20 protein-coding genes are annotated in these 19,604 nt (G+C 70.1%); 10 read left to right on the forward strand and 10 right to left on the reverse strand.

Annotated features, from left to right (window positions below):
• Nucleotides 1-186: 186 nt before the first annotated feature.
• The 6 genes from ACFVAV_RS11045 to mftR form a co-directional block, all read right to left on the reverse strand.
• Nucleotides 187-2,526, reverse strand: coding sequence for a SpoIIE family protein phosphatase (locus ACFVAV_RS11045; RefSeq protein WP_379033402.1), 2,340 nt, complete (start codon nucleotides 2,524-2,526; stop codon nucleotides 187-189).
• 10 nt (nucleotides 2,527-2,536) lie between these two features.
• The gene (locus ACFVAV_RS11050) at nucleotides 2,537-3,160 is read right to left on the reverse strand and encodes a stage II sporulation protein M (protein WP_379033405.1); all 624 of its coding nucleotides are present in this window, start codon (nucleotides 3,158-3,160) and stop codon (nucleotides 2,537-2,539) included.
• Nucleotides 3,153-3,578, reverse strand: coding sequence for an ATP-binding protein (locus ACFVAV_RS11055; RefSeq protein WP_379033408.1), 426 nt, complete (start codon nucleotides 3,576-3,578; stop codon nucleotides 3,153-3,155). Before ACFVAV_RS11055 ends, ACFVAV_RS11050 begins: the two co-directional genes overlap by 8 nt.
• Complete coding sequence (locus ACFVAV_RS11060) at nucleotides 3,556-3,936, reverse strand: STAS domain-containing protein (protein WP_379033604.1); 381 nt, start codon at nucleotides 3,934-3,936, stop codon at nucleotides 3,556-3,558. The genes ACFVAV_RS11055 and ACFVAV_RS11060 overlap by 23 nt, the downstream gene beginning before the upstream one ends.
• Before the next feature lie 10 nt (nucleotides 3,937-3,946).
• On the reverse strand, nucleotides 3,947-4,852 hold the full coding sequence (locus ACFVAV_RS11065; protein WP_379033410.1) for an STAS domain-containing protein: 906 nt from the start codon (nucleotides 4,850-4,852) through the stop codon (nucleotides 3,947-3,949).
• A gap of 118 nt (nucleotides 4,853-4,970) precedes the next feature.
• Nucleotides 4,971-5,570, reverse strand: coding sequence for a mycofactocin system transcriptional regulator (gene mftR, locus ACFVAV_RS11070; RefSeq protein ID WP_379033413.1), 600 nt, complete (start codon nucleotides 5,568-5,570; stop codon nucleotides 4,971-4,973).
• A 64-nt stretch (nucleotides 5,571-5,634) separates the two neighbouring features.
• Here mftR and mftE point away from each other — a divergent pair, with 64 nt between their 5' ends.
• From mftE to ACFVAV_RS11085, 3 genes are all read left to right on the forward strand, one after another.
• On the forward strand, nucleotides 5,635-6,339 hold the full coding sequence (gene mftE, locus ACFVAV_RS11075) for a mycofactocin biosynthesis peptidyl-dipeptidase MftE (RefSeq protein ID WP_379033416.1): 705 nt from the start codon (nucleotides 5,635-5,637) through the stop codon (nucleotides 6,337-6,339).
• Complete coding sequence (mftD, locus tag ACFVAV_RS11080) at nucleotides 6,336-7,553, forward strand: pre-mycofactocin synthase MftD (protein ID WP_379033419.1); 1,218 nt, start codon at nucleotides 6,336-6,338, stop codon at nucleotides 7,551-7,553. The genes mftE and mftD overlap by 4 nt, the downstream gene beginning before the upstream one ends.
• Nucleotides 7,554-7,716: 163 nt before the next feature.
• Nucleotides 7,717-8,196, forward strand: coding sequence for a hypothetical protein (locus tag ACFVAV_RS11085; protein WP_379033422.1), 480 nt, complete (start codon nucleotides 7,717-7,719; stop codon nucleotides 8,194-8,196).
• Nucleotides 8,197-8,233: 37 nt separating this feature from the next.
• Here ACFVAV_RS11085 and ACFVAV_RS11090 read toward each other — a convergent pair whose 3' ends face one another.
• Nucleotides 8,234-8,764 (reverse strand): MarR family winged helix-turn-helix transcriptional regulator, encoded by a 531-nt coding sequence (locus ACFVAV_RS11090; protein WP_379033425.1) that lies wholly within the window; start codon nucleotides 8,762-8,764, stop codon nucleotides 8,234-8,236.
• Between the two features lie 220 nt (nucleotides 8,765-8,984).
• On the opposite strand from ACFVAV_RS11090, the gene ACFVAV_RS11095 reads away from it, so the two are divergent.
• From ACFVAV_RS11095 to ACFVAV_RS11120, 6 genes are all read left to right on the forward strand, one after another.
• Nucleotides 8,985-10,661: a fumarate hydratase gene (locus ACFVAV_RS11095; protein WP_379033428.1), complete on the forward strand. Its 1,677-nt coding sequence runs from the start codon at nucleotides 8,985-8,987 to the stop codon at nucleotides 10,659-10,661.
• Between the two features lie 137 nt (nucleotides 10,662-10,798).
• The gene (locus ACFVAV_RS11100; protein ID WP_379033607.1) at nucleotides 10,799-12,175 is read left to right on the forward strand and encodes an ABC1 kinase family protein; all 1,377 of its coding nucleotides are present in this window, start codon (nucleotides 10,799-10,801) and stop codon (nucleotides 12,173-12,175) included.
• A gap of 109 nt (nucleotides 12,176-12,284) precedes the next feature.
• On the forward strand, nucleotides 12,285-12,686 hold the full coding sequence (locus ACFVAV_RS11105) for a hypothetical protein (protein ID WP_379033432.1): 402 nt from the start codon (nucleotides 12,285-12,287) through the stop codon (nucleotides 12,684-12,686).
• Between the two features lie 99 nt (nucleotides 12,687-12,785).
• Nucleotides 12,786-13,898 carry a PLP-dependent cysteine synthase family protein gene (locus ACFVAV_RS11110; RefSeq protein WP_379033435.1) on the forward strand — a complete coding sequence of 371 codons (1,113 nt, stop codon included), beginning with the start codon at nucleotides 12,786-12,788 and terminating at the stop codon, nucleotides 13,896-13,898.
• Nucleotides 13,895-15,235, forward strand: coding sequence for an MFS transporter (locus ACFVAV_RS11115; RefSeq protein ID WP_379033438.1), 1,341 nt, complete (start codon nucleotides 13,895-13,897; stop codon nucleotides 15,233-15,235). The genes ACFVAV_RS11110 and ACFVAV_RS11115 overlap by 4 nt, the downstream gene beginning before the upstream one ends.
• 67 nt (nucleotides 15,236-15,302) lie before the next feature.
• Nucleotides 15,303-15,821: a M15 family metallopeptidase gene (locus ACFVAV_RS11120; RefSeq protein ID WP_379033441.1), complete on the forward strand. Its 519-nt coding sequence runs from the start codon at nucleotides 15,303-15,305 to the stop codon at nucleotides 15,819-15,821.
• A gap of 81 nt (nucleotides 15,822-15,902) precedes the next feature.
• On the opposite strand, the gene ACFVAV_RS11125 is transcribed toward ACFVAV_RS11120, so the two are convergent.
• On the reverse strand, nucleotides 15,903-17,039 hold the full coding sequence (locus tag ACFVAV_RS11125) for an epoxide hydrolase family protein (protein ID WP_379033444.1): 1,137 nt from the start codon (nucleotides 17,037-17,039) through the stop codon (nucleotides 15,903-15,905).
• An 83-nt stretch (nucleotides 17,040-17,122) separates the two neighbouring features.
• Here ACFVAV_RS11125 and ACFVAV_RS11130 point away from each other — a divergent pair, with 83 nt between their 5' ends.
• Nucleotides 17,123-18,085 carry a helix-turn-helix transcriptional regulator gene (locus ACFVAV_RS11130; RefSeq protein WP_379033447.1) on the forward strand — a complete coding sequence of 321 codons (963 nt, stop codon included), beginning with the start codon at nucleotides 17,123-17,125 and terminating at the stop codon, nucleotides 18,083-18,085.
• Between the two features lie 6 nt (nucleotides 18,086-18,091).
• Here ACFVAV_RS11130 and ACFVAV_RS11135 read toward each other — a convergent pair whose 3' ends face one another.
• Entirely contained in the window at nucleotides 18,092-18,523 is a 432-nt protein-coding gene (locus tag ACFVAV_RS11135; protein ID WP_379033450.1) for a hypothetical protein, read from the reverse strand.
• Complete coding sequence (locus ACFVAV_RS11140) at nucleotides 18,520-19,524, reverse strand: hypothetical protein (RefSeq protein WP_379033452.1); 1,005 nt, start codon at nucleotides 19,522-19,524, stop codon at nucleotides 18,520-18,522. Before ACFVAV_RS11140 ends, ACFVAV_RS11135 begins: the two co-directional genes overlap by 4 nt.
• Nucleotides 19,525-19,604: the final 80 nt, after the last annotated feature.

Raw genomic sequence — 19,604 nt, forward strand, 5'->3', positions numbered from 1 at the left:
ATCGCGTTCACACCGTAGCAAACGTGGATTCACGCGTTCAAGGATGGTGAGATTCGCTAACGAAATCTTGAAATTCTGCCGAATAACCTGGTCAGGGCGGGTATTGGCGAAGGGTGCCGACTGGGTCGCGGTCACGGAATGCCGTTGTGACCGGCATTTCTCTTCGCGCGGTGAGTACACCGGGTGTTATCGGAACGTATTGTTGGGTGACTGTTCGGGTGGCCGTGTCGACCCACGCAGGGGATTTGCTGTCGGAAATGTTATCGACGGCAGGGTCACCCACATGCGGACCCGGGTGCCGTTCTCGTCGTGGCTGAATTCCAGATCCTCGGTCAGCACCCGCATCATCTCCACGCCGCGGCCGCGGTAACCGGGATCGGTCGGCGTGGGAATCCAGCGGCCCGAGTCGGTGACCTCGATGACCACGCGGTCGCCTTCACACGTCGCGGTGAGGGTGACGCGGCCGGGCTCGGTGTCGCGGTAGGCGTGTTCGACACTGTTGCTGCACGCCTCGTTGGCGGCGGCGACCAGGTCGGCGGCCAGGTCGTGCGGGACGGCGGCGGTCGCGAACCAGCGGTAGAGGCTGCGCCGCAGGCCCGTCAATTCCGATGCGGCAGCGGGGATGTCGAGATGCAGCGGCTCGGGCGGCTGCCGGTAGACGACCATCGCGACGTCGTCGTCGTAGCCCGCGGGCGGACACAGCCGGGACAGCACGGCGTCGGCGACGTCGCGGGGGAGTGCGCCGCCGGTCTCGCTGAGCACGCCGGCGATCTTGACGAAGCCCTCGTCGATGTCGTACCCACGTTGCTCGACGAGCCCGTCGGTGAACAGCACCAGGGTCGCGCCTGGCGGCAGCGCCGTGGTGGCCTCCGGCCTGCGCGGGGTGTCGAAGGTGGCCAGTGGCACCGCACGTCCGCCTTCGAGGACCCGGCCCGGTCCGCCGGGTGGTGCGAGGACCGGCGGCATATGGCCGGCATTGGAGTAGCGGACCATGCCGCGCTCCGGGTCGAGCACGGCCGCGCACACCGTGGTGCACATGGCGCCGGGGATCCGGGCGGCGACGGCGTCGAGCTCGGCCAGCAGCTGGGCAGGCCCGGCGCCACGGAGCAGCAAAGCGCGCGCCGCCGTGCGCAACTGGCCCATCACCACCGCGGCCGACAGACCACGGCCGACGCAGTCGCCGACGACGACACCGATGGTGCCGTCCCGCAGCGGCACCACGTCGTACCAGTCGCCGCCGATCTCGAGCGGCGGCAACGCGGGCTCGTAGTGCACCGAGAAGCGCGGCGGCAGCTCGATCGGGCCGAGCATCGCGCGCTGCAGGGTGAGCGAGGTCGCGCGGGCCTGATCGAAGTTGCGGGCACGCTGCAGCGCGACGCTGAGATGACCGACCAGCAGCGAATACAGCGCCCAGTCGGCCGCGCTGATCGCGCGTGGCGCACCGAAGCGCACCCACAGCGCCGCATCACCGGTCTCGCCGAGCGGCGCGATCACCGCGTCGACGCCGCCTTCCTCGCCGGTGATGGCCGAGAGGCCGCGCGCGGGCTGCCTGCGCGAGCGATCGAGCAGCGCCCGCACGTCCTCGCCGAGGGTGACCCGCCGCGTGGGGTCCGAGACCGGAGCGGCGACGAATCGTGGTGCGCCCTCGGCACTTTCGGTGACAGCGGGCTCGGGGAGCGGCGGCTCGCCGCAGGAATACACGTCCGGCTGCCCGGTCCGGCTCGGCCACACCGCCACGAGCGCGGTCTGCGCGCCCATCGTCCGGCGCAACTCGTCGAGCCCGACCGCGAGTACCTCCACCATGCTCGTCGCCGCGCCCACCGCGGTGGCCAGCCGCGAGGCCGCCTGATCGCGGGCCTGCGCATCGTGTTCGGCGGTGACGTCGCGCACGGTGCCGACGAAGATCTGCTCGTTGTTCTCCTGCTTCACCAGCGAGCTGGCGCTGACCGCCAGCCAGCGCTCCCGGCCGTCACGGTGACGCACCGGCATCACGAAACGCGATGCCTCCGTACCGATCTGGGGATAGCCTGCCTTGTCCGACAGTGCCCACGGATGGGGTGGCCGGTACGGCACGTCGTCCGCGCCGTACCCGGTGAGCACCCCGAACGCGGAGTTCACCTCGACGATGGTGCCGTGCGAGTCGGCGACGAAGAACCCGTCCTGCAGCGACTCCACCAGCGCCGTGCGGAACGCGTCGCGGCCGGCCAGATCCTCGGCGCGCGAGCGCTGCTGCTCGTAGCGGCGGGTGCCGTCGAGATAGCCGCGGGTGGCGATGTCGAGCGCGGCCATCGTCTGCAGCAGGAATTCCAGCGCCACCTCGGCGCTGCGCGGATCGGCCTGCGTCCCCGCGTACTCGGCGACCGCCCGGAAATGGTTCTCGGTGAGGTCGAGCAGGCTGATGCCCTCCACGAGGGCACGCCTGCCGAGGTCGTATCCCTCGGTGAGGCCCGCCTGGCCGGGCGCGGCGACGTGGCGGCGCAAGGCAGCCGAGTAGTCGTCCAGAAATGCGGCCAGGCCAGCGGTCATCGGCAACCTTTCACGGGCAGGCTCCGCGGAAGCGGGCCGCGAGCACGAGGGCGTCGTCGGTGTCCTTGGCGTCGCGGGCGAGCAGATCGCCCGCGATCGCGGTGGCGGGGCGGGCCAGGTCGATCGACTCGGGGCCGACCGAGACGATCCCGTCGGTCGCCATCAGCAGCAGGTCACCGGGGCGGATCGGCAGCGTCTGCGGTTGCAGGTGCGAGGGTAACCGGTAGCCGACGATGCCGCCGGTGAGCAGCATGGTCGCCCGGAGCTCCGGACCCGCGGGGCCCAGTGTCAGCAGCCGCGACTCGACATTGCCGACACCGAGCCACTGCAACGTCTCGCCAGGACCCATCAGCGCCAACGAGACTGCGGCGCCGCGGGTTTCGACCATCGCGCGATGACAGAGCACCATCAGCACATCCAGCGGTTCGCCGCGATTGTCGGACAGGATGACCATCGCGCGGTCGGCCGCGTCGGCCGCCGCCGCGCCGTGCCCGAGCCCGTCGAGCACGCCGAAGAGCGCGCCGCCGTCGCCGGTGTCGAGGATGACGGCACGATCACCGGAGACTTCCTGCCCGGGCAGTGCCCGACCGGCCGTCGACCATTCCGTGCGGCCGATAATCCCGTCTTCATGCACCGTCGGGTACCCACTTCCACATCTCGATCAACGTCCCGCGGCCCGGGGCGGAATCGATGGTGAGCCGGTCCATCAGCCTGCGTGCGCCGGGCAGGCCGAGACCGAGGCCTCGGCCGGTGGAGTATCCGTCCTCCAATGCACGAGGGATGTCTCTGATGCCGGGACCCTGGTCCTCGGCCTGGACGACGAGCGCGCGCCTGCCTTCGCGCAGGTCGACGAGCAAGCGAATCTCTCCACTGCCCGCGTAGCTGGTGATATTGCGGGCGATTTCGGAGATGGCGGTGGAGATCATGGTGCGGTCGGTGAGGGTGAAGCCGAGTTGTGCTGCCAGTTCGTGTCCGGCCTGCCGGGCGATGACGATGTCACCGGACACCTTGACCGCGATCGCCACCTGCTCAGCGGCCACTGTCACGACCATCTCGTCGGCGCGGGTGCCGGTTCAGCCAGGCGAGGCCCTCTTCGAGATCCAGCGCGGTGTGCATGTCCTCGAAGGTCAAACCGAGCTGCACCATCGCGAAGGCGACCTCGGGTTGTAGCCCCACGATGACGGTCTCCGCGCCGCGCAGCTGGGTCATGTGCGCGATGGTGCGCAGCGAGCGCGCGGCGAAGGAGTCCATGACGTCGATCGCGGTGACGTCGACGATGATGCCGGTCGCGCGATAGCGACTGACCTGCTTCATCAGGTCGTCCTGCAACCGCTCGGTGTCGGCATCGGTCAACGCCGACTGCACCGAAGCGATCAGGAACGTGCCCTGTTTGAGAATAGGTACCGGCATGGTGAGGAAATCAGCGCCCGTCCCGCTCACCGGCGCGCTCGGTGACCCGAGAGACCTCGTAGCCCAGCAGGCGCTCGGCTTCTTCGATACCGCCCTGGAGGTCACCGACGGCGTTCATCTTGGACAGATCCAGGCCGATGGTGACCAGCGTGAGCGCGATCTCCGAGGACAGACCGGTGATGATGACGTTGGCGCCCATCAGGCCCGACGCGTCGACGGTCTGCACGAGGTGGTTGGCCACCACCGAGTCGATCGCGGGCACACCGGTGATGTCGATGACGACGACCTTGGCGCGATTGGCGCGGATGGCGCGCAGCAGCTGCTCGGTGAGCTGGCGGGCGCGCTGGGAGTCGAGCACACCGATGATCGGCAGGATGAGCAGCTGTTCGCGCACCTGCAGCACCGGCGTCGACAGCTCGCGGATTGCTTCCTGCTGCTGGCGGATGACGCGCTCGCGCTCCTGCACGAACGACACGCCCACGGTGTTGGCGATGCGGTTGGCGGCAGGCTCGTAGGCGTCGAGCACCTGGTTGAGCAGCTCGAAGTTGGACTGGTACTTGGAGAACAGCGAGCGGGCCAGCACGTCGCGCAGCAGCAGCACGATGCCGAGGACCTCGTCGGTCTCGACGCCTCGCGGAATGATGCGCTCGGACAGATCGCGGGCGTATGCCTGCAGTGCCTCGACGCTACCGGTCTCGAGCACCTCGACGTAGTTGTCGAAGATCGAGGTGGCCTCGGAGAAGATCTCCTCCGGGGTCATCGCCGTCAGCAGCTGGGCGTCGGTGATGCGCCGGGCCCATTCCTCACGCAGGGCGGTGCGGTTCTGCCGGAGGTGGTCGACCAATTGCGGCAGCAAGTTGTCTACCGGGCGCGCCGGCAGCGAATCCGCCGAAAGACTCATGGACACCTCGGACATGGAAACTCCTGCCCCTTTCGACGGACATTCTCGGTGCGCACAGCGCGCTTTGACCCGAGCCTACTCATACCCCATCCCAGATGCCGCCCAAACCTGCGGGTTGTTCGCCGCTCGTGGGCTACTCCGGGGCGAACCCACGTTCCAGGGCGCGCAGCGCGCGGTCGAGATAGACCGTCAGATCGGTGTCGCCGCGCTCGAGCCAGGCGTCGAAGGCGGCCCGCGCGGCGGCCAGCGTGGTGCGGCCGACGGCCAGGGGGACGAGGTCGCCCGCGGTGGTGCCGAGCCGGTGGGCGGCGAACTCGCCGACCGCGCGTTCCCAGGCGTCGTAGTGCGCGCCCGCGCCCGCCGAGAGCGCGGGGACGCCGGAGACCAGGCGCATCCTGGTGCGCAGCTCGGGGATATCTTCGGCGCGATATCTGTTGGCCGCCACCACGATTCGGCGCACCGCCGCCATCATCGGCTCGTCGTCGGGAACCGCGGCGAACGCGTCGCGCAGGTCGGCGACCTCGTTGTCGAACTGGTGCCAGAGCACCTCGGCCTTGCTGGGGAAGTACCGGAAGAAGGTGCGTTCGCTGACACCGGCCTCGGCCGCGATGCGTTCGACGGTGATGTCGTCGAACCCGTGCTCGGCGAACAGCTTCATCGCGATGACTTCGAGTTCGCGGCGCGTGGTGCGCGGTGGGCGACCGCGATGAGCGCGCGGCGTCGGGGCTGACATGGATACAGACTAGGGACTCTGCGCGCTCTTGATTATGTCAGTGACTGTCGTTAATGTCGGAACCATGTTCGTGGCCCACCTCACATGGCCCGAGGCGGGCACCTGTGCCGCCGCGGGAGTGGTCCTGGCCATCCCGCTCGGCGCCACCGAGCAGCACGGCCCGCACCTGCCCCTGTCCACCGACACCGACATCGCCGCCGCCGTGTGCGCCCTGGTCGCCGCCGAGCGGCCCGACGTGCTGGTCGCGCCTGCCGTTCCCTACGGCGCCAGCGGTGAGCACGCCGGGTTCGCGGGCACCTTGTCGATCGGGCAGGCCGCGCTGGAACTGCTGGTCGTGGAACTGTGCCGGTCGGCCACCGACACTTTCTCGCGGATCGTGCTGGTCAACGGGCACGGCGGCAACGTCGAGGCACTGCGCCGCGCTGTCGCACTGCTGCGGTCGGAGTCCCGCGACGTGCGGCTGTTCTCGCCCGGCTACGGCGGCGACCCGCACGCGGGCCGCACCGAAACCTCGATCCAGCTCGCGCTGTCGCCGGACCACGTGCGCGCCGAGCTGGCCGAACCGGGCGACCAGCGCCCGCTGACCGAGCTGCTGCCGCTGCTGCGTGCCGGCGGTGTACGGGCCGTGAGCCCCAACGGAATTCTCGGCGACCCCACCGGGTCGAGCGCCGACGAAGGCGCCGCGCTGCTACGCGCGGCCGCCACCGCACTACTGGAAGACCTGGGCCGATGGTGGCCGCAGGATCGTGAGGAAGGACCACGTCGATGAATCCCTGGTTCGAGACCGTTGCCGAGGCGCAGCGCCGCGCCCGCAAGCGCCTGCCGAAATCGGTGTACGGGGCGCTGATCGCGGGCTCCGAACGCGGCCAGACCATCGAGGACAACCAGACCGCGTTCACCGAACTCGGCTTCGCCCCGCACTGCGCGGGCCCGATCGGCGAGCGCGATCAGTCGACCACCGTGCTCGGTCAGCAGCTCTCGATGCCCGTGCTGATCTCGCCCACCGGCGTGCAGGCGGTGCACCCCGACGGTGAGGTCGCCGTCGCCAGGGCCGCGGCCGCGCGCGGTATCGCCATGGGCCTGAGCTCGTTCGCGAGCAAGCCGATCGAAGAGGTGATCGCGGCCAACCCGTCCACGCTGTTCCAGCTGTACTGGTGCGGCAACAAGGACCAGATCCTCGAGCGGATGGCCAGGGCGAAGGCGGCGGGCGCGGTCGGGCTCATCCTGACCCTGGACTGGTCGTTCTCGCACGGCCGGGACTGGGGCAGCCCGGTGATCCCGGAATCGCTGAACCTGCGCACCATGATGAAGTTCGCGCCGCAGACCCTGGCCCGCCCACGCTGGCTGGCCACCTACCTGCGCTCGGGGTCCATCCCCGACCTCACCGCACCCAACATGGCGGTCGGCGGCGGCGCGGCCCCCGGCTTCTTCGGCGCCTACGGCGAGTGGATGCAGACTCCCGCGCCCGATTGGGACGACGTCGCCTGGATCTGCGAGCAGTGGGACGGCCCGGTGCTCCTCAAGGGCGTGATGCGGGTCGACGACGCGCTGCGCGCGGTCGACGCGGGCGTGGCGGGCATCTCGGTGTCCAACCACGGCGGCAACAATCTCGACGGCACCCCGGCCGCGATCCGGGCGCTGCCGGTGCTCGCCGACGCGGTCGGTGACCAGATCGAGGTCGTGCTCGACGGCGGTATCCGCCGTGGCAGCGATGTCGTCAAGGCCGTGGCGCTGGGTGCCCGCGCGGTGCTGATCGGCCGCGCCTCCCTGTGGGGCCTGGCGGCTAACGGGCAGGCAGGCGTGGAGAACGTGCTCGACATCCTGCGCGGCGGTATCGATTCCGCGCTGCTCGGCCTGCGCAAGACCTCGATCGCCGAGCTCGACCGCGGCGACATCATCGTGCCCGCCGGTTTCGAGCGGGCCCTCGGGGTGCCCGCCGACCTCGAACGACCGCTCACCACAGCGGATCTCGTCCAGAAGTAGCACCGGTCCACGGCGACGGGCCTCGTCCACGACGAGGTCCGCCGCCGCGGTCGTTCGCGGTACGCGGGTCACGGCGCGCCGCTAGGATCGTCGGATTCGGTACCGAATCGAGGGGGACATCGTGCGTGGGGGATCCAGGGGCGAGCGGCAGCGAGCCCGAGTCATGAAGTCGCGCAGCGTATCCTGCACGCTGCCCGCGCTGGTGGCGATGGCACTCGTGTCGGCGGGGTGCGGCACCGGCGCACCGGCGCACCGCGCGGCGACCACCACGAAGCCCCCGGTGACGAGCACCGCGCGGCCGACGACGACCACGCCGTCCGCCACCACCTCGGCCCGCCCGACCACCAGCACCGCCGCGCAACCGACCGCCGTCGGGATCTGCGTGGACACGACATCGTCGACCCGCGTGGCCGACGGCCTGTGCGGCACCTCCGACACCCGCTACGCCAACTTCTGGTACCAGCACACGGACACGCTGGTGTACCCGGCGATCGGCGCCGCTGTCGCCCTGGCCGCCGGCAGTTTCCTCCGCCCGTCCGGAACGGGTGTCTACGACCGTGGCGTGCCGGACAGTGGCGGGACCGTCCAGCGCGGCGGTCTCGGGAACAGCAGGCCCGACTCCGGTGACAGTGCCGGGTCGTAGCGCACGCTGCGTCGGCGCTACCGCCGCGGGCACCTGGTCACGCCAGATCCGCGGCGGGCTCGTCGACCGGCTGTGCGGCGGGGCCACGCCCGGTCGGCCCGAATCCGTCTGCCGCACTGCGGTGATGGTCGATCAGCACGTCGTAGATCTCGGCGAGCGCGGCGAGCTGGCCACGGTCGAGCACGTCGATCATGTGCCGACGCACGCTGCGCACGTGTGCGGGCGCCGCGGTCGTGAGGAGCTGCCCGCCTGCCGTGGTGAGCCGGGCGACGGTGCGGCGTTGATCGTGCGGCATCGTCTCCCTGGCCACCAGCCCGCGTTTCTGCATGCGGGTGATCTGATGCGAGAGCCTGCTCTGCGACCACTCGAGCGCACCGGCCAGATCGGCGAAGGTCAGCCGCTGACCCGGCGCGTCGGCCAGATAGACCAGCACGGAGTACTCCACCCAGCTGAGGTTCGCTGCCCGGCCCGCGTCACGCCCGATCGCCGCGGCGATCAGGTCGCGGGTCCGGACATAGCCCAGCCAGGCACGCATTTCGACATCATCGAGCCACTGTGGATCGGTCACGATCGAGCTCCAGATTCTCCGGTGCAGGCTTCGGATTGGAACGGTGCACACCCCGCCACCGTCCGGAGAATGGGTAGCACCGTTTGGGTTGAACGTGCAACCTCGATCTTGGTTCAGGCAATTGTCGTGCGTCACATAGGGTTGCCTAACCAGCAGGTGGGCGCGGGTGGTCGATAGGCTTCCGAGTGCTTTGTGACCAGCCACCCGAGGAGTGCGATTCGTGACCGCGCCGGAGTTCCGCTATTCCGATCTGCTGCCGATCGGCGCCGACGACACGCCGTACCGCTTGCTCACCACCGAGGGGGTCAGCACCTTCGAGCACAACGGCCGCACCTTCCTGCAGGTCGAGCCCGAAGCGCTGCGGCTGCTCACCGAGACGGCGATCCACGACATCAGCCACTACCTGCGCCCCGCGCACCTGCGCCAGCTGCGCAAGATCATCGACGACCCGGAGTCCTCGGGTAACGACCGCTTCGTCGCGCTGGACCTGCTCAAGAACCTGAACATCTCCGCGGGCGGCGTGCTGCCGATGTGCCAGGACACCGGCACCGCGATCGTGATGGGCAAGAAGAGCGAGGGCGTGCTGACCGGGGTCGACGACGCCGAGTGGATCAGTCGCGGCGTGTTCGACGCCTACTCCACGCTGAACCTGCGCTACTCCCAGCTCGCCCCGATCACCATGTGGGACGAGAAGAACACCGGCTCCAACCTGCCCGCGCAGATCGAGCTGTACTCGACCGAGGGCACCCCCGACAACCCGGTCTACAAGTTCCTGTTCATGGCCAAGGGTGGCGGTTCGGCCAACAAGTCGTTCCTGTACCAGGAGACCAAGGCCGTCCTGAATCCCGAGCGCATGCTCGAGTTCCTCGACGAAAAGATCCGCTCGCTCGGCACCGCGGCCTGCCCGCCGTACCACCTCGCCGTGGTCATCGGCGGCACCAGCGCCGAATTCGCCTTGAAGACAGCGAAGTACGCCTCGGCGCACTACCTGGACAACCTGCCCACCGAGGGCTCGATCACCGGGCACGCGTTCCGTGATCTCGAGCTCGAGGAAGAGGTGTTCCAGCTCACCCGCGAGTTCGGCATCGGCGCGCAGTTCGGCGGCAAGTACTTCTGCCACGACGTGCGCGTGGTCCGCCTGCCTCGCCACGGCGCGTCCTGCCCGGTCGCCATCGCGGTGTCCTGCTCGGCCGACCGCCAGGCGCTGGCCAAGATCACCAAGGACGGCATCTTCCTGGAGCAGCTGGAAACCGAACCGGCCCAGTACCTTCCGGAGCAGACCGAGGACATCCTCGGCGGCGACGTGGTGCAGATCGACCTGAACCGCCCGATGGACGAGATCCGCGCCGAACTGTCGAAATACCCGGTGAAGACCCGGCTTTCGCTGACCGGCCCGCTGGTCGTGGCCCGCGACATCGCGCACGCCAAGATCAAGGAACGCCTCGACGCGGGCGAGCCCATGCCGCAGTACCTGCGCGACATGGCCGTCTACTACGCGGGCCCCGCCAAGACCCCCGACGGCTACGCCTCCGGCTCCTTCGGCCCCACCACCGCCGGTCGCATGGACTCCTACGTCGACCAGTTCCAGGCCGCGGGCGGCTCCATGGTCATGCTCGCCAAGGGCAACCGCTCCGCCCAGGTCACCAAGGCCTGCAACGAGCACGGCGGCTTCTACCTGGGCTCCATCGGCGGCCCCGCCGCCCGCCTGGCCCTGGACTGCATCAAGAACGTCGAGGTCCTCGAGTACCCCGAACTCGGCATGGAAGCCGTCTGGAAGATCGACGTCGAGGACTTCCCCGCCTTCATCGTCGTCGACGACAAGGGCAACGACTTCTTCGCCGAAACCTCCAAGCCCATCGCCCTGCGCGTGCGCACCCGCTCCAAGGAACGCGTGTAACCGTCCCGGTCGGACACCGACCTCGAAGACCCCGGCGTCGCCACGTGCGGCCCGGGGTCTTCGTTCGTCCGCCGGTGCGCGGACCTCGGTGTAGTGTGACCCGCGACATGCGCTGGACCGGCTCGACGGGGGTGGAAATGGCGGCCACCGAAATTCCGCCCTCGGGGCGCGTCGCACGCGGCGCGAAGCTGGGGCGGCTGGCCGCCGAGCAGACCGTGCGCGGCGTCGGGACACGGCTGTCGATGATCGGGCGCACCGAGGAGGCCCGGCAGGTGCTGGCCGAGCGGTCGGCGATGAAGACGGCCCAGCAGATTGTCGAGGTGCTGGGCAGCATGAAGGGCTCGGCGATGAAGCTGGGCCAGATGCTGTCGGTGCTCGATCTCGACTTCGTCCCCGAATCGCACCGTGCGCAGTTCACCCGCCAGCTCGCGGCGCTGCGCGACCGGGCGCCCGCCGTCGAGTTCCCCACGATGCGCCGGGTGATCGAGGACGACCTCGGGCCGCTGGCGGACGTCTTCGCCGATTTCGACGAGACCGCGATCGCCGCGGCCTCGATCGGCCAGGTGCACCGCGCGACCCTGCGCGACGGCCGCGCCGTGGCGGTGAAGGTGAAGTACCCCGGGGTGGAACGGGCCGTCCATGCCGACATCGGCAATCTCGAATTCCTCAGCAAGATGGCCAGATCCGTGCTGCCGAGCATGGCCGACACCGGAGTGCTCGAGGAGATCGCCGCCAATCTGCGCAGCGAACTCGACTACCTGCGCGAGGCGCGGACCCAGCGTCGGGTGGCGCAGCGCTATCGCGGCCACCCCTACATCACCGTGCCGGACGCGATCGAGGAACACTGCTCGCACAACGTGCTGGTGACCGAATACGTACCGGGACATTCCTTCTCGCATCTGCAGACCCTGCCCGCGACCGACCGGAACCACTACGGCGAGCTGATCTACCGCTTCTATCTCGGCACCCTGTTCACCGACAACGAGTTCTGTGGTGACCCGCACCCGGGCAATGTGCTGCTCGCCGAGGACGGCAGGCTCGCCTTCGTCGACTTCGGGCTCTACAACCGGATGGACCCCGCGCACGTCGATTTCGAGCGCTCCTGCCTGCGGGCCGCCGCCGAGGACCGCCCCGAGGACCTGTACGCGGCCTGGGTCGGGCGCGGCATCATCGACCCGGACGCCGGCGTCACCGTCGAGGAATGCCTGGCCTACGTGTGGGCGGCCTGCGGCTGGCACCTGCTCGACGAAGAGGTCACCATCACCCCCGAATTGGCCACCAGCGCCGTCCTTCTCGCCGTCGACCCGCGCTCGGCCGAATTCCAGGGCATGCGCAGGCAACTGCTCCCGCCCGAACACGTCTTCTCCCGCCGCGCCGACCTGTTCACCTTCGCCACCCTCGGCCAGCTGCGGGTGCGTGCCAACTGGCACCGACTGGCCAGGGAATGGCTCTACGGCGAGCCGCCGACCACCGAGATCGGCCGCGAGATCGCCCGCCGGCGACAGCACCGCTAGCCCCCTCCGCCCCCGGATCGCCGTGCTGCACCGGGCTGACCTGCGTCTACGCATCGACGTAGTAGCTTGGTCGGCGTAGGTCACCGGCGACGAGCGGAAGGAGGCACGAGTGGGTCACTCGACTGCCCGTCCTTCCCGGCGCCGGGCGGGTGTCCTGTGCGCGTTCCTCATGGTCGTGGCCGCCGTGTGCGCGCTCGTGATCGATTGCACGACGGTGCATCACGACGACCATCACGGCGCGGATGCGTCGTTCGGCCTGGTCGCCGCCGTCGCTGAGGGAGCCGGCCTCGTCGTCCCCGACCACCCGGTGCCCGATCACTGCCTGGTCGGTACCGCCGCGCCGGACAGCGGGCTCGTGCTCCCGGCGCTGGGACTGCTCGCGGCGCTGGTCGTCGTGCTCGTCGCGAGCCTCGGTCACCCGGCGGTCGCACCACGCGGACCGCCGTATTCGTCGCCGCGGTACCGCCAGGGCCGCGACATCCTCACCCAGTTCTGCATCTGTCGACGCTGATCGGTCAGCGCCAGGCCGGTCCCGTGTGGCCGGCCGGTGTCCGCTGCCCGTTCTCGTCAGTTCCGCCGTGCCCGGCGGACGACACAGGAAGCGACAGACATGCAGGAATACGTGCTCGACCGGACCGTTCCCTCGATCGCAGACCGACCGCACGCGCTGGTCGGCAACACCCCGGTGATGTGGGTCGGTGCGCCGCTCGCCGGCGCCGACCGGGGATTCTGGGCCAAGCTGGAAGGATTCAATCCCGGCGGAATGAAGGATCGCCCCGCCTTGCACATGGTGGGCAGGGCCGAGCAGCGCGGCGATCTCGCACCCGGTGCCCGGATCGTCGAATCCAGCAGTGGCACACTCGGGCTCGGCCTCGCGCTGGCGGGCTTGGCCTACACCCATCCGGTCACCGTGGTCACCGATCCCGGGCTGGAGCCGATGGTCGCGCGCATGCTGACGGCCTTCGGCGCACAGGTCGACATGGTCGAGCGTCCGCACCCCACCGGTGGCTGGCAACAGGCGCGCCGGGACCGGGTCGCCGCACTGCTCGCCGCCGAACCGACGGCGTGGTGCCCGGACCAGTACAGCAATCCCGACGCCGCCGACGGCTACACCGGGCTCGCCGACGAACTGCTCGCGCAGCTCGGCCGTATCGACGTGCTGGTCTGCGCGGTCGGCACGGGCGGCCATTCCGCGGGTGTCGCGCGGCAGCTGCGGCGGCATCATCCGCGGCTGCGCCTGATCGGCGTCGACACGGTGGCCTCGACGATCTTCGGTCAGCCCGCGGGGCCACGGCTGATGCGGGGGCTCGGCTCGAGCATTCGCCCGGCCAATGTCGACTACCGCGCGTTCGACGAGATCCATTGGGTCGCACCGGCGGAAGCCGTCTGGGCCTGCCGCGCGCTGGCCGCCACCCACTACGCCACCGGCGGCTGGAGCGTCGGCGCGGTCGCCCTCGTCGCGGGCTGGGCCGCCAGGACCGCCGATCCGGGGACCAGGATCGTCGCGATCTTCCCCGACGGTCCGCACCGCTACTTCGACACCGTGTACAACGACGGCTACTGCCGTGAACACGGCCTGCTCACCGGCCCGCCCCCGGTGGCGCCCGCGACCATCGCCCACCCCGCCGACTGTGTGGTCGAGTCCTGGACCCGGTGCGCGACGGTCGTCGATCCCGGTGCGCCGACCGGCCGGGACGCGAGCGCGGGACCGGTGATCGCATGAGAACCCTGCGGGCTTTCGCCGGTTTCGACACACCCGCCCGCCTGTTGATGATCAACCAGTTCGGCATCAATCTCGGTTTCTACATGCTGATGCCGTACCTGGCCGGCTACCTGTCCGGTCCGCTCGGCCTGGCGGCCTGGGCGGTCGGCCTGGTGCTCGGGGTGCGGAACTTCTCGCAGCAGGGGATGTTCCTGCTCGGCGGCACGCTGGCCGATCGCCTCGGCTACAAGCCGCTCATCGTGGCCGGATGTGTACTGCGCACCGCGGGATTCGCCGCGCTGATCTTCGCCACCTCGCTGCCGATGCTGCTGATCGCCTCCGCCGCAACGGGGTTCGCGGGTGCGCTGTTCAATCCCGCGGTGCGGGCATACCTGGCCGCCGAGGCCGGGGATCGGCGAGTCGAGGCGTTCGCGGTGTTCAACGTGTTCTATCAGGCGGGCATCCTGGCGGGGCCGCTGCTGGGAATCGCCTTGCTCGGCCTCGATTTCCGGTGGACGGCCGCGGCCGCCGCGGTGGTGTTCGCGGTGTTGTCGGTGGCACAGCTGTGCGCGCTGCCGCAGCGGAAGGGCGTCACCACGACCGGGTCGGTGCTGACGGAGTGGCGCGCGATCGCGGGAAACCGGCGGTTCGTGGCGTTCGCGGTGGCGATGGGCGGCTCGTATGTGCTGTCGTTCCAGGTGTACCTGGCCTTGCCGTTGCAGGCCGACAGCATCGCCGGCGCCGGTGCACAGGTTCTCACCGCGCTGATCTTCGTGGTCTCCGGTGTGGTCGCCGTCGCCGGGCAGGTGCGGATCACCGCATGGTTCCGGGCGCGCTGGGGGATCGGTCGCGGACTGGTCCTCGGCGTCGGCGTGCTGGCGACGGCGTTTCTGCCGCTCGCGCTGGTGCCCGGCCCGGCGCGGTTCGGGCCGGTGGCGGCCACGGTGGCCCTGCTGCTGGCGGCCGCCGTGCTGGCGGTCGGGACCGCGGCGGTGTTTCCCTTCGAGATGGACACCGTCGTCTCGATGGCCGACGGCAAGCTGGTGGCGACCCACTACGGGTTCTACAACACGATCGTCGGAGTCGCGATCCTGGCGGGCAATCTGGTGACGGGAGCAGTGCTCGGCGCCGCGCGGGCGGCCGGGGCGGACCGGCTGGTCTGGGTGGGTCTGATGCTGATCGGCGCCGTGACCGCGGTGGCGGTGCATCGCGCGATCCGACCCGTCCCCGGACGCCACCGGCAGCACCCAGCCCAGCCGCTCCATACCGCGGCACCCGGCCGATGGCCGGTCCGCTCCGGCGGTGACTTGTGGGCCGAACCCACCCGGCCGCCACGCATCGACCAGACGAGTCGGTGACCTCGGCCGCGCTCGCGCCCGTCCCACGGACGGCTCGGGCGCGAGCGCGGTCGATAGAATTCCGCCCATGACTACTGTGCTCGGCCGGGTGGCCGACCGGATGCTGGTGACGATGACGGCCGCCGCGGCTGTGACCGCCGTCGGTATCGGCCTCGCCGATGCCCAGCCGGGCACTCCCGACCAGCGCGAACAGTTCCAGTCCGCCGCGGGCACCGAAGGCCTCGACCCGTCGCTGGCCCTGGCCTACACACTCGCCGAACAGCAGGCGCACGCCGAGGGCGTCCCCCTGTCGATCACCTCGGGCTATCGCACGCACGAGCAGCAGGAAATGCTGTGGCAGGACGGCCTCGCCACCTACGGCAGCCCCGACGAAGCCCGCCGCTGGGTCCTGCCTCCGGAGGAATCGACCCACGTCTCCGGACACGCCGTCGACGTCGGCCCCCAGGTCGGCGCCCAGTGGCTGGAAACCAACGGCAACCGCTGGGGCCTGTGCCGCACCTTCGACAACGAATGGTGGCATTTCGAACTCGTCACCGCACCGGGCGCGGCGTGCCCACCCCGGGTCCCCGACGCCAGCATGCGGTGACGCGGGGCGGCACCACATCCGCAGCCGGTCTGCGGTAGCCGAACGAGCCGGACAGCGTGACGCATGCCCGGCTCGGTGGGTTCAGCGGAGGGCGGCGAAGAACGTCCGGATGTCGGCGACGTGGGCCGTGGGTTCCTCCATGGCGACGAAGTGGTTGCCGGGGTTGCCGGACGGCCAGTGGGTGATCTTGTTGTCGCGGCCGGCGAGTGTGCGCATCAGGGGTGAGCCGCCGCCGTAGACGCCGGTCGGGACCAGGTTCTGGCCGGTCGGCCAGGCGAAACCGCCGTCGCGCAGGCCGTTGTACATCGGCCAGGACGAGGTGCCGATGGATTGGGTGAACCAGTAGATCGCGATATTGGTGAGGAGATGGTCGCGGGCGATCACGTCTTCGGCCAGGTCGGCCATCGGGGTGAACTCCTGGAATTTCTGCATCAGCCAGGCCAGCAGCGCCACCGGGGAATCGTTCCAGCCCAGGGCGAAGGTTTGCGGCGCGGCGCGCAGCAGGGTGTGGTGGTCGACGCCGCCGGTCATCCACTGCTGCATCTCCTCCCACTGCAGGAGGTCCTCGTCCGACATCGTCGGCACGTCGGCAGCCGTCGGCATGCCGATCCCGCCGTCGAGATGGACGCCGATGACGTGCTCGGGTGCGGCGAGCGCCATCTCGGGGGCGATGTAGGCGCCGAGATCGCCGCCCTGGGCGCCGTAGCGGTCGTAGCCGAGGCGGTCCATCAGGGTCGTCCACATGCGGGCCACCCGGGCCGTGGTCATCCCGGTGTCGCGCGGCGCGGCCGAGAAGGCGAATCCGGGGACCGACGGCACCACGACGTGGAAGGCGAGAGCCGGGTCGAGGCCGTGCGCCCGCGGATCGGTCAGCGGGCCGATGGTGCGGGTGAATTCGACGAACGACAGCGGCCAGCCGTGGGTGAGCAGCAGCGGCACCGCAGTCGGCTCGGCGGAGCGGACGTGCAGGAAGTGCACGTCGAGGCCGTCGATCTCGGTGACGAATTGCCCGAACGCGTTGAGCGCGGATTCCTGTGCGCGCCAATCGAAGTCCTCGGCCCAGTAGCGCGCCAGCTCACGCAGGTAGTCGGTCGGCACGCCGCGATCCCAGCCCGTACCCGGCAGCGGCGCCGCCCAGCGGGTCCGGCGCAGGCGGTCGCGCAGGTCGTCGAGGTCGGCCTGCGGGATGTCGATGCGGAAGGGGCGGATGGTCGTCATGTGCTCTCCTCGGTCGGTGTGTTCTCGACGGTAGAAGTCATCTAGGACAGTTCTGGTCCTAGATGCCGGGCAGAATGGCGAACATGACCGATACCGCCGCCCGCCTGCTCCGTTTGCTCTCGCTGTTGCAGCTGCCTCGCGAGTGGCCGGGCAGCGAGCTCGCGGAGCGGCTCGGCGTCACCGACCGCACGGTCCGCCGCGATGTCGACCGGCTCCGTGAGCTGGGCTACCCGGTGGTGGCCGCCCTGGGCGCGACCGGCGGCTACCGGCTCACCGCCGGCTCGGCGCTCCCGCCGCTGGTGCTCGACGAGGACGAAGCGGTGGCCGTCGCGGTCGGCCTGCGGGTCGCGGCCGGGCAAGCCGTCGCCGGTATCGAGGACGCGTCGGTGCGCGCGCTGACCAAGCTCGAACAGGTCCTGCCCGCGAAGTTGCGCAGGCGGGTGCGGGTGGTCGGCGCGGCGGTCGCGGTGCGCGCGGGCACCGGGCCCACGGTCGATCCGGAGGTGCTCACCACCCTCGCCGCCGCGGTGAGCAACCGGGAACGGTTGCGGCTGCGCTACCGGGACGCGGCCGGTGTGGAGTCGCGCCGCCACGTCGAACCGGTGGGCGTCGCGGCGGCGGGCAGGCGCTGGTATCTCGTCGCCTACGACCTCGATCGCCAGGCGTGGCGCAGCTTTCGCGCCGACCGCATCGAGAGCCCGCAGCCCACCGGCGCCCGCATTGTCACGCGACAGCTACCCGCCGCGGATGCCGCCGAATACGTGGGCGGCAACCGGACCGATTGGGGCACAACGGAATACCGGGTCGACGTGACGATCGACGCGCCGCTGAGGCGGGTCGAGGGCAGGCTCGGCGAGTCCGTGGACTCGCTGGCCGCCGACGGCGACACCGCCTGCAGGCTCACCGAGACCCGCGACGACGACCCGGAATGGCTTGCGGTGCACTTGATGTCACTGGGCGTGCGTTTCCGCGTGCACGATTCGCCCGAACTGCGCACCAGGTTGCGGCAGCTGGCGGGGCGCGTCGCGTCCGCGCTGGAAGAATGAACCGTGCTACAGCCTGCCCGCGTCCTTGAGCACCCGGCGCGACTGGGCGAAGAGCATGCCGACATTGACCGTCTTGCGACAGACGACCACGACCACCAGGTCGTCGCGGCTCTCGGCACGCAAGAACAGATGGGTGAGGTTGTTGGAGTTGACCAGGATCTCCTGGAAATAGTGGTCGTCGCTGCGGATGCCGCGCCGCTCCTTCCAGATGTCCTCGATCATCACCACATTGCGGCCCTGGAACAGGTCGAGGGTGGCGGCCGCGAGCAGGTCGAGGACCTCCGGTGGGTGGTTGTCGACGGTCTCCACCGACAGCAGCATGCCGGTCGACATGTCGATGATGCCCGCGGCGACGCAGTCGGGTACCTCGGCGCGCAGCGATTTCACCGTCGCGCCGAGGTGTTCGGTCATGTTGGCTGGGGTGCCGTTGGGGTTCATGAGATCCTCTCGGTTCTCCGCCGTGGCGAAGGGTCGGGCACGTCCACGGAGGTCGTGGACGGGGGCGCGGCCTGCGGTGGGCGCGGCCGGAGTGTGTCGTTGATTCCGCTGGCGCCACGGCGACGGCGGGGGAGCGCCGGGTCGACCATGCCCCCGCCTGCGGTGGCAGGTGGTTGGTCGGCGGCGGGCGGGGCGGGCACGGTCAGCTGCCCGCAGGCGAGGAGGCGCGCGACCTCGACGGTGACCGGGTAGAGCGGGCGGCCGAGCAGGAACGCGAGATCGCGGCAGGTGCGGGTGCCGTCGACCAGGCGCAGGATGGCGGCGCTGTCACCCGCGTCACGGATCGAGCGGCCGAAATCGGTGAGCGCCAGCAGGTTCCGATGCGGCGACAGGCCCGCGTGGGCGAGTGCGGACAGTCTGCGTGCGGTCTCGCCGAGCAGCCATTCGGATTCGTAGCCGAGGTCCTCGCCGGCGAAGACCTCCGGATCGGCGTCGATCCAGTGGCAGCGATCGATCCAGCCCGCCGCGATGGCGAACACGCCGTCGACGGCCGCCGTCATCCGCAGCAGGCGGGTGCGGGCCGCGCCGAGTGGCTGCTCCTCGCGGTCAAGGACGTCGAAACCCGGTGCGCCGCAGGTATTCACGGCGATGATCCGCCCGTCGGCGAACCGGATGTCACCGCCCGGCTCGCCGGTGACCCGCAGGATGCCGGAGAGCCGGCCCGCGCCCGAGGCGGTGAGCGCTGTTTCGAGCGGACGGGTGGTGTCCCGCAGGGGGACGGGTAGCTGCATGGTGGTCACATCCGGCGGTGGGCATGGGAAGGTCGGCGCCGGATCGATGGAATGGCGACCGCGGCGCAGGCGGGCCAGCAACGGCCACCGACCAATTCCGGCGAGTATTTCCGGCACCTTCATCGGGCTGAGTCGGCCGAGTTCCGGCGAACTCAGCGCATCGGTAAACGCGGCGACCGTGACCGGCCGGATCGCACGAATGCGCGGCACTGCGCTAAACCGGAAACCTGCCGGTCAGACCGGGGTGGGAGGTGTTGATTCTGTCGATATCGCACGACGATCCCCTGAAG

Origin of the sequence: Nocardia sp. NPDC057663 (genome assembly GCF_042799895.1) — a bacterium.
Taxonomy (GTDB): Bacteria; Actinomycetota; Actinomycetes; order Mycobacteriales; family Mycobacteriaceae; genus Nocardia.

What these genes read in the sequence shown, in the direction of transcription:
- ACFVAV_RS11045 (WP_379033402.1), bottom strand. Translation starts at nt 2,526, where the DNA reads ATGACCGCTGGCCTGGCCGCATTTCTGGACGACTACTCGGCTGCCTTG.
- ACFVAV_RS11065 (WP_379033410.1), bottom strand. Translation starts at nt 4,852, where the DNA reads ATGTCCGAGGTGTCCATGAGTCTTTCGGCGGATTCGCTGCCGGCGCGC.
- ACFVAV_RS11055 (WP_379033408.1), bottom strand. Translation starts at nt 3,578, where the DNA reads ATGGTCGTGACAGTGGCCGCTGAGCAGGTGGCGATCGCGGTCAAGGTG.
- ACFVAV_RS11120 (WP_379033441.1), top strand. Translation starts at nt 15,303, where the DNA reads ATGACTACTGTGCTCGGCCGGGTGGCCGACCGGATGCTGGTGACGATG.
- ACFVAV_RS11135 (WP_379033450.1), bottom strand. Translation starts at nt 18,523, where the DNA reads ATGAACCCCAACGGCACCCCAGCCAACATGACCGAACACCTCGGCGCG.
- mftD (WP_379033419.1), top strand. Translation starts at nt 6,336, where the DNA reads ATGAATCCCTGGTTCGAGACCGTTGCCGAGGCGCAGCGCCGCGCCCGC.
- ACFVAV_RS11115 (WP_379033438.1), top strand. Translation starts at nt 13,895, where the DNA reads ATGAGAACCCTGCGGGCTTTCGCCGGTTTCGACACACCCGCCCGCCTG.
- ACFVAV_RS11100 (WP_379033607.1), top strand. Translation starts at nt 10,799, where the DNA reads ATGGCGGCCACCGAAATTCCGCCCTCGGGGCGCGTCGCACGCGGCGCG.
- ACFVAV_RS11085 (WP_379033422.1), top strand. Translation starts at nt 7,717, where the DNA reads ATGAAGTCGCGCAGCGTATCCTGCACGCTGCCCGCGCTGGTGGCGATG.
- mftR (WP_379033413.1), bottom strand. Translation starts at nt 5,570, where the DNA reads ATGTCAGCCCCGACGCCGCGCGCTCATCGCGGTCGCCCACCGCGCACC.
- ACFVAV_RS11110 (WP_379033435.1), top strand. Translation starts at nt 12,786, where the DNA reads ATGCAGGAATACGTGCTCGACCGGACCGTTCCCTCGATCGCAGACCGA.
- mftE (WP_379033416.1), top strand. Translation starts at nt 5,635, where the DNA reads ATGTTCGTGGCCCACCTCACATGGCCCGAGGCGGGCACCTGTGCCGCC.
- ACFVAV_RS11060 (WP_379033604.1), bottom strand. Translation starts at nt 3,936, where the DNA reads ATGCCGGTACCTATTCTCAAACAGGGCACGTTCCTGATCGCTTCGGTG.
- ACFVAV_RS11125 (WP_379033444.1), bottom strand. Translation starts at nt 17,039, where the DNA reads ATGACGACCATCCGCCCCTTCCGCATCGACATCCCGCAGGCCGACCTC.
- ACFVAV_RS11130 (WP_379033447.1), top strand. Translation starts at nt 17,123, where the DNA reads ATGACCGATACCGCCGCCCGCCTGCTCCGTTTGCTCTCGCTGTTGCAG.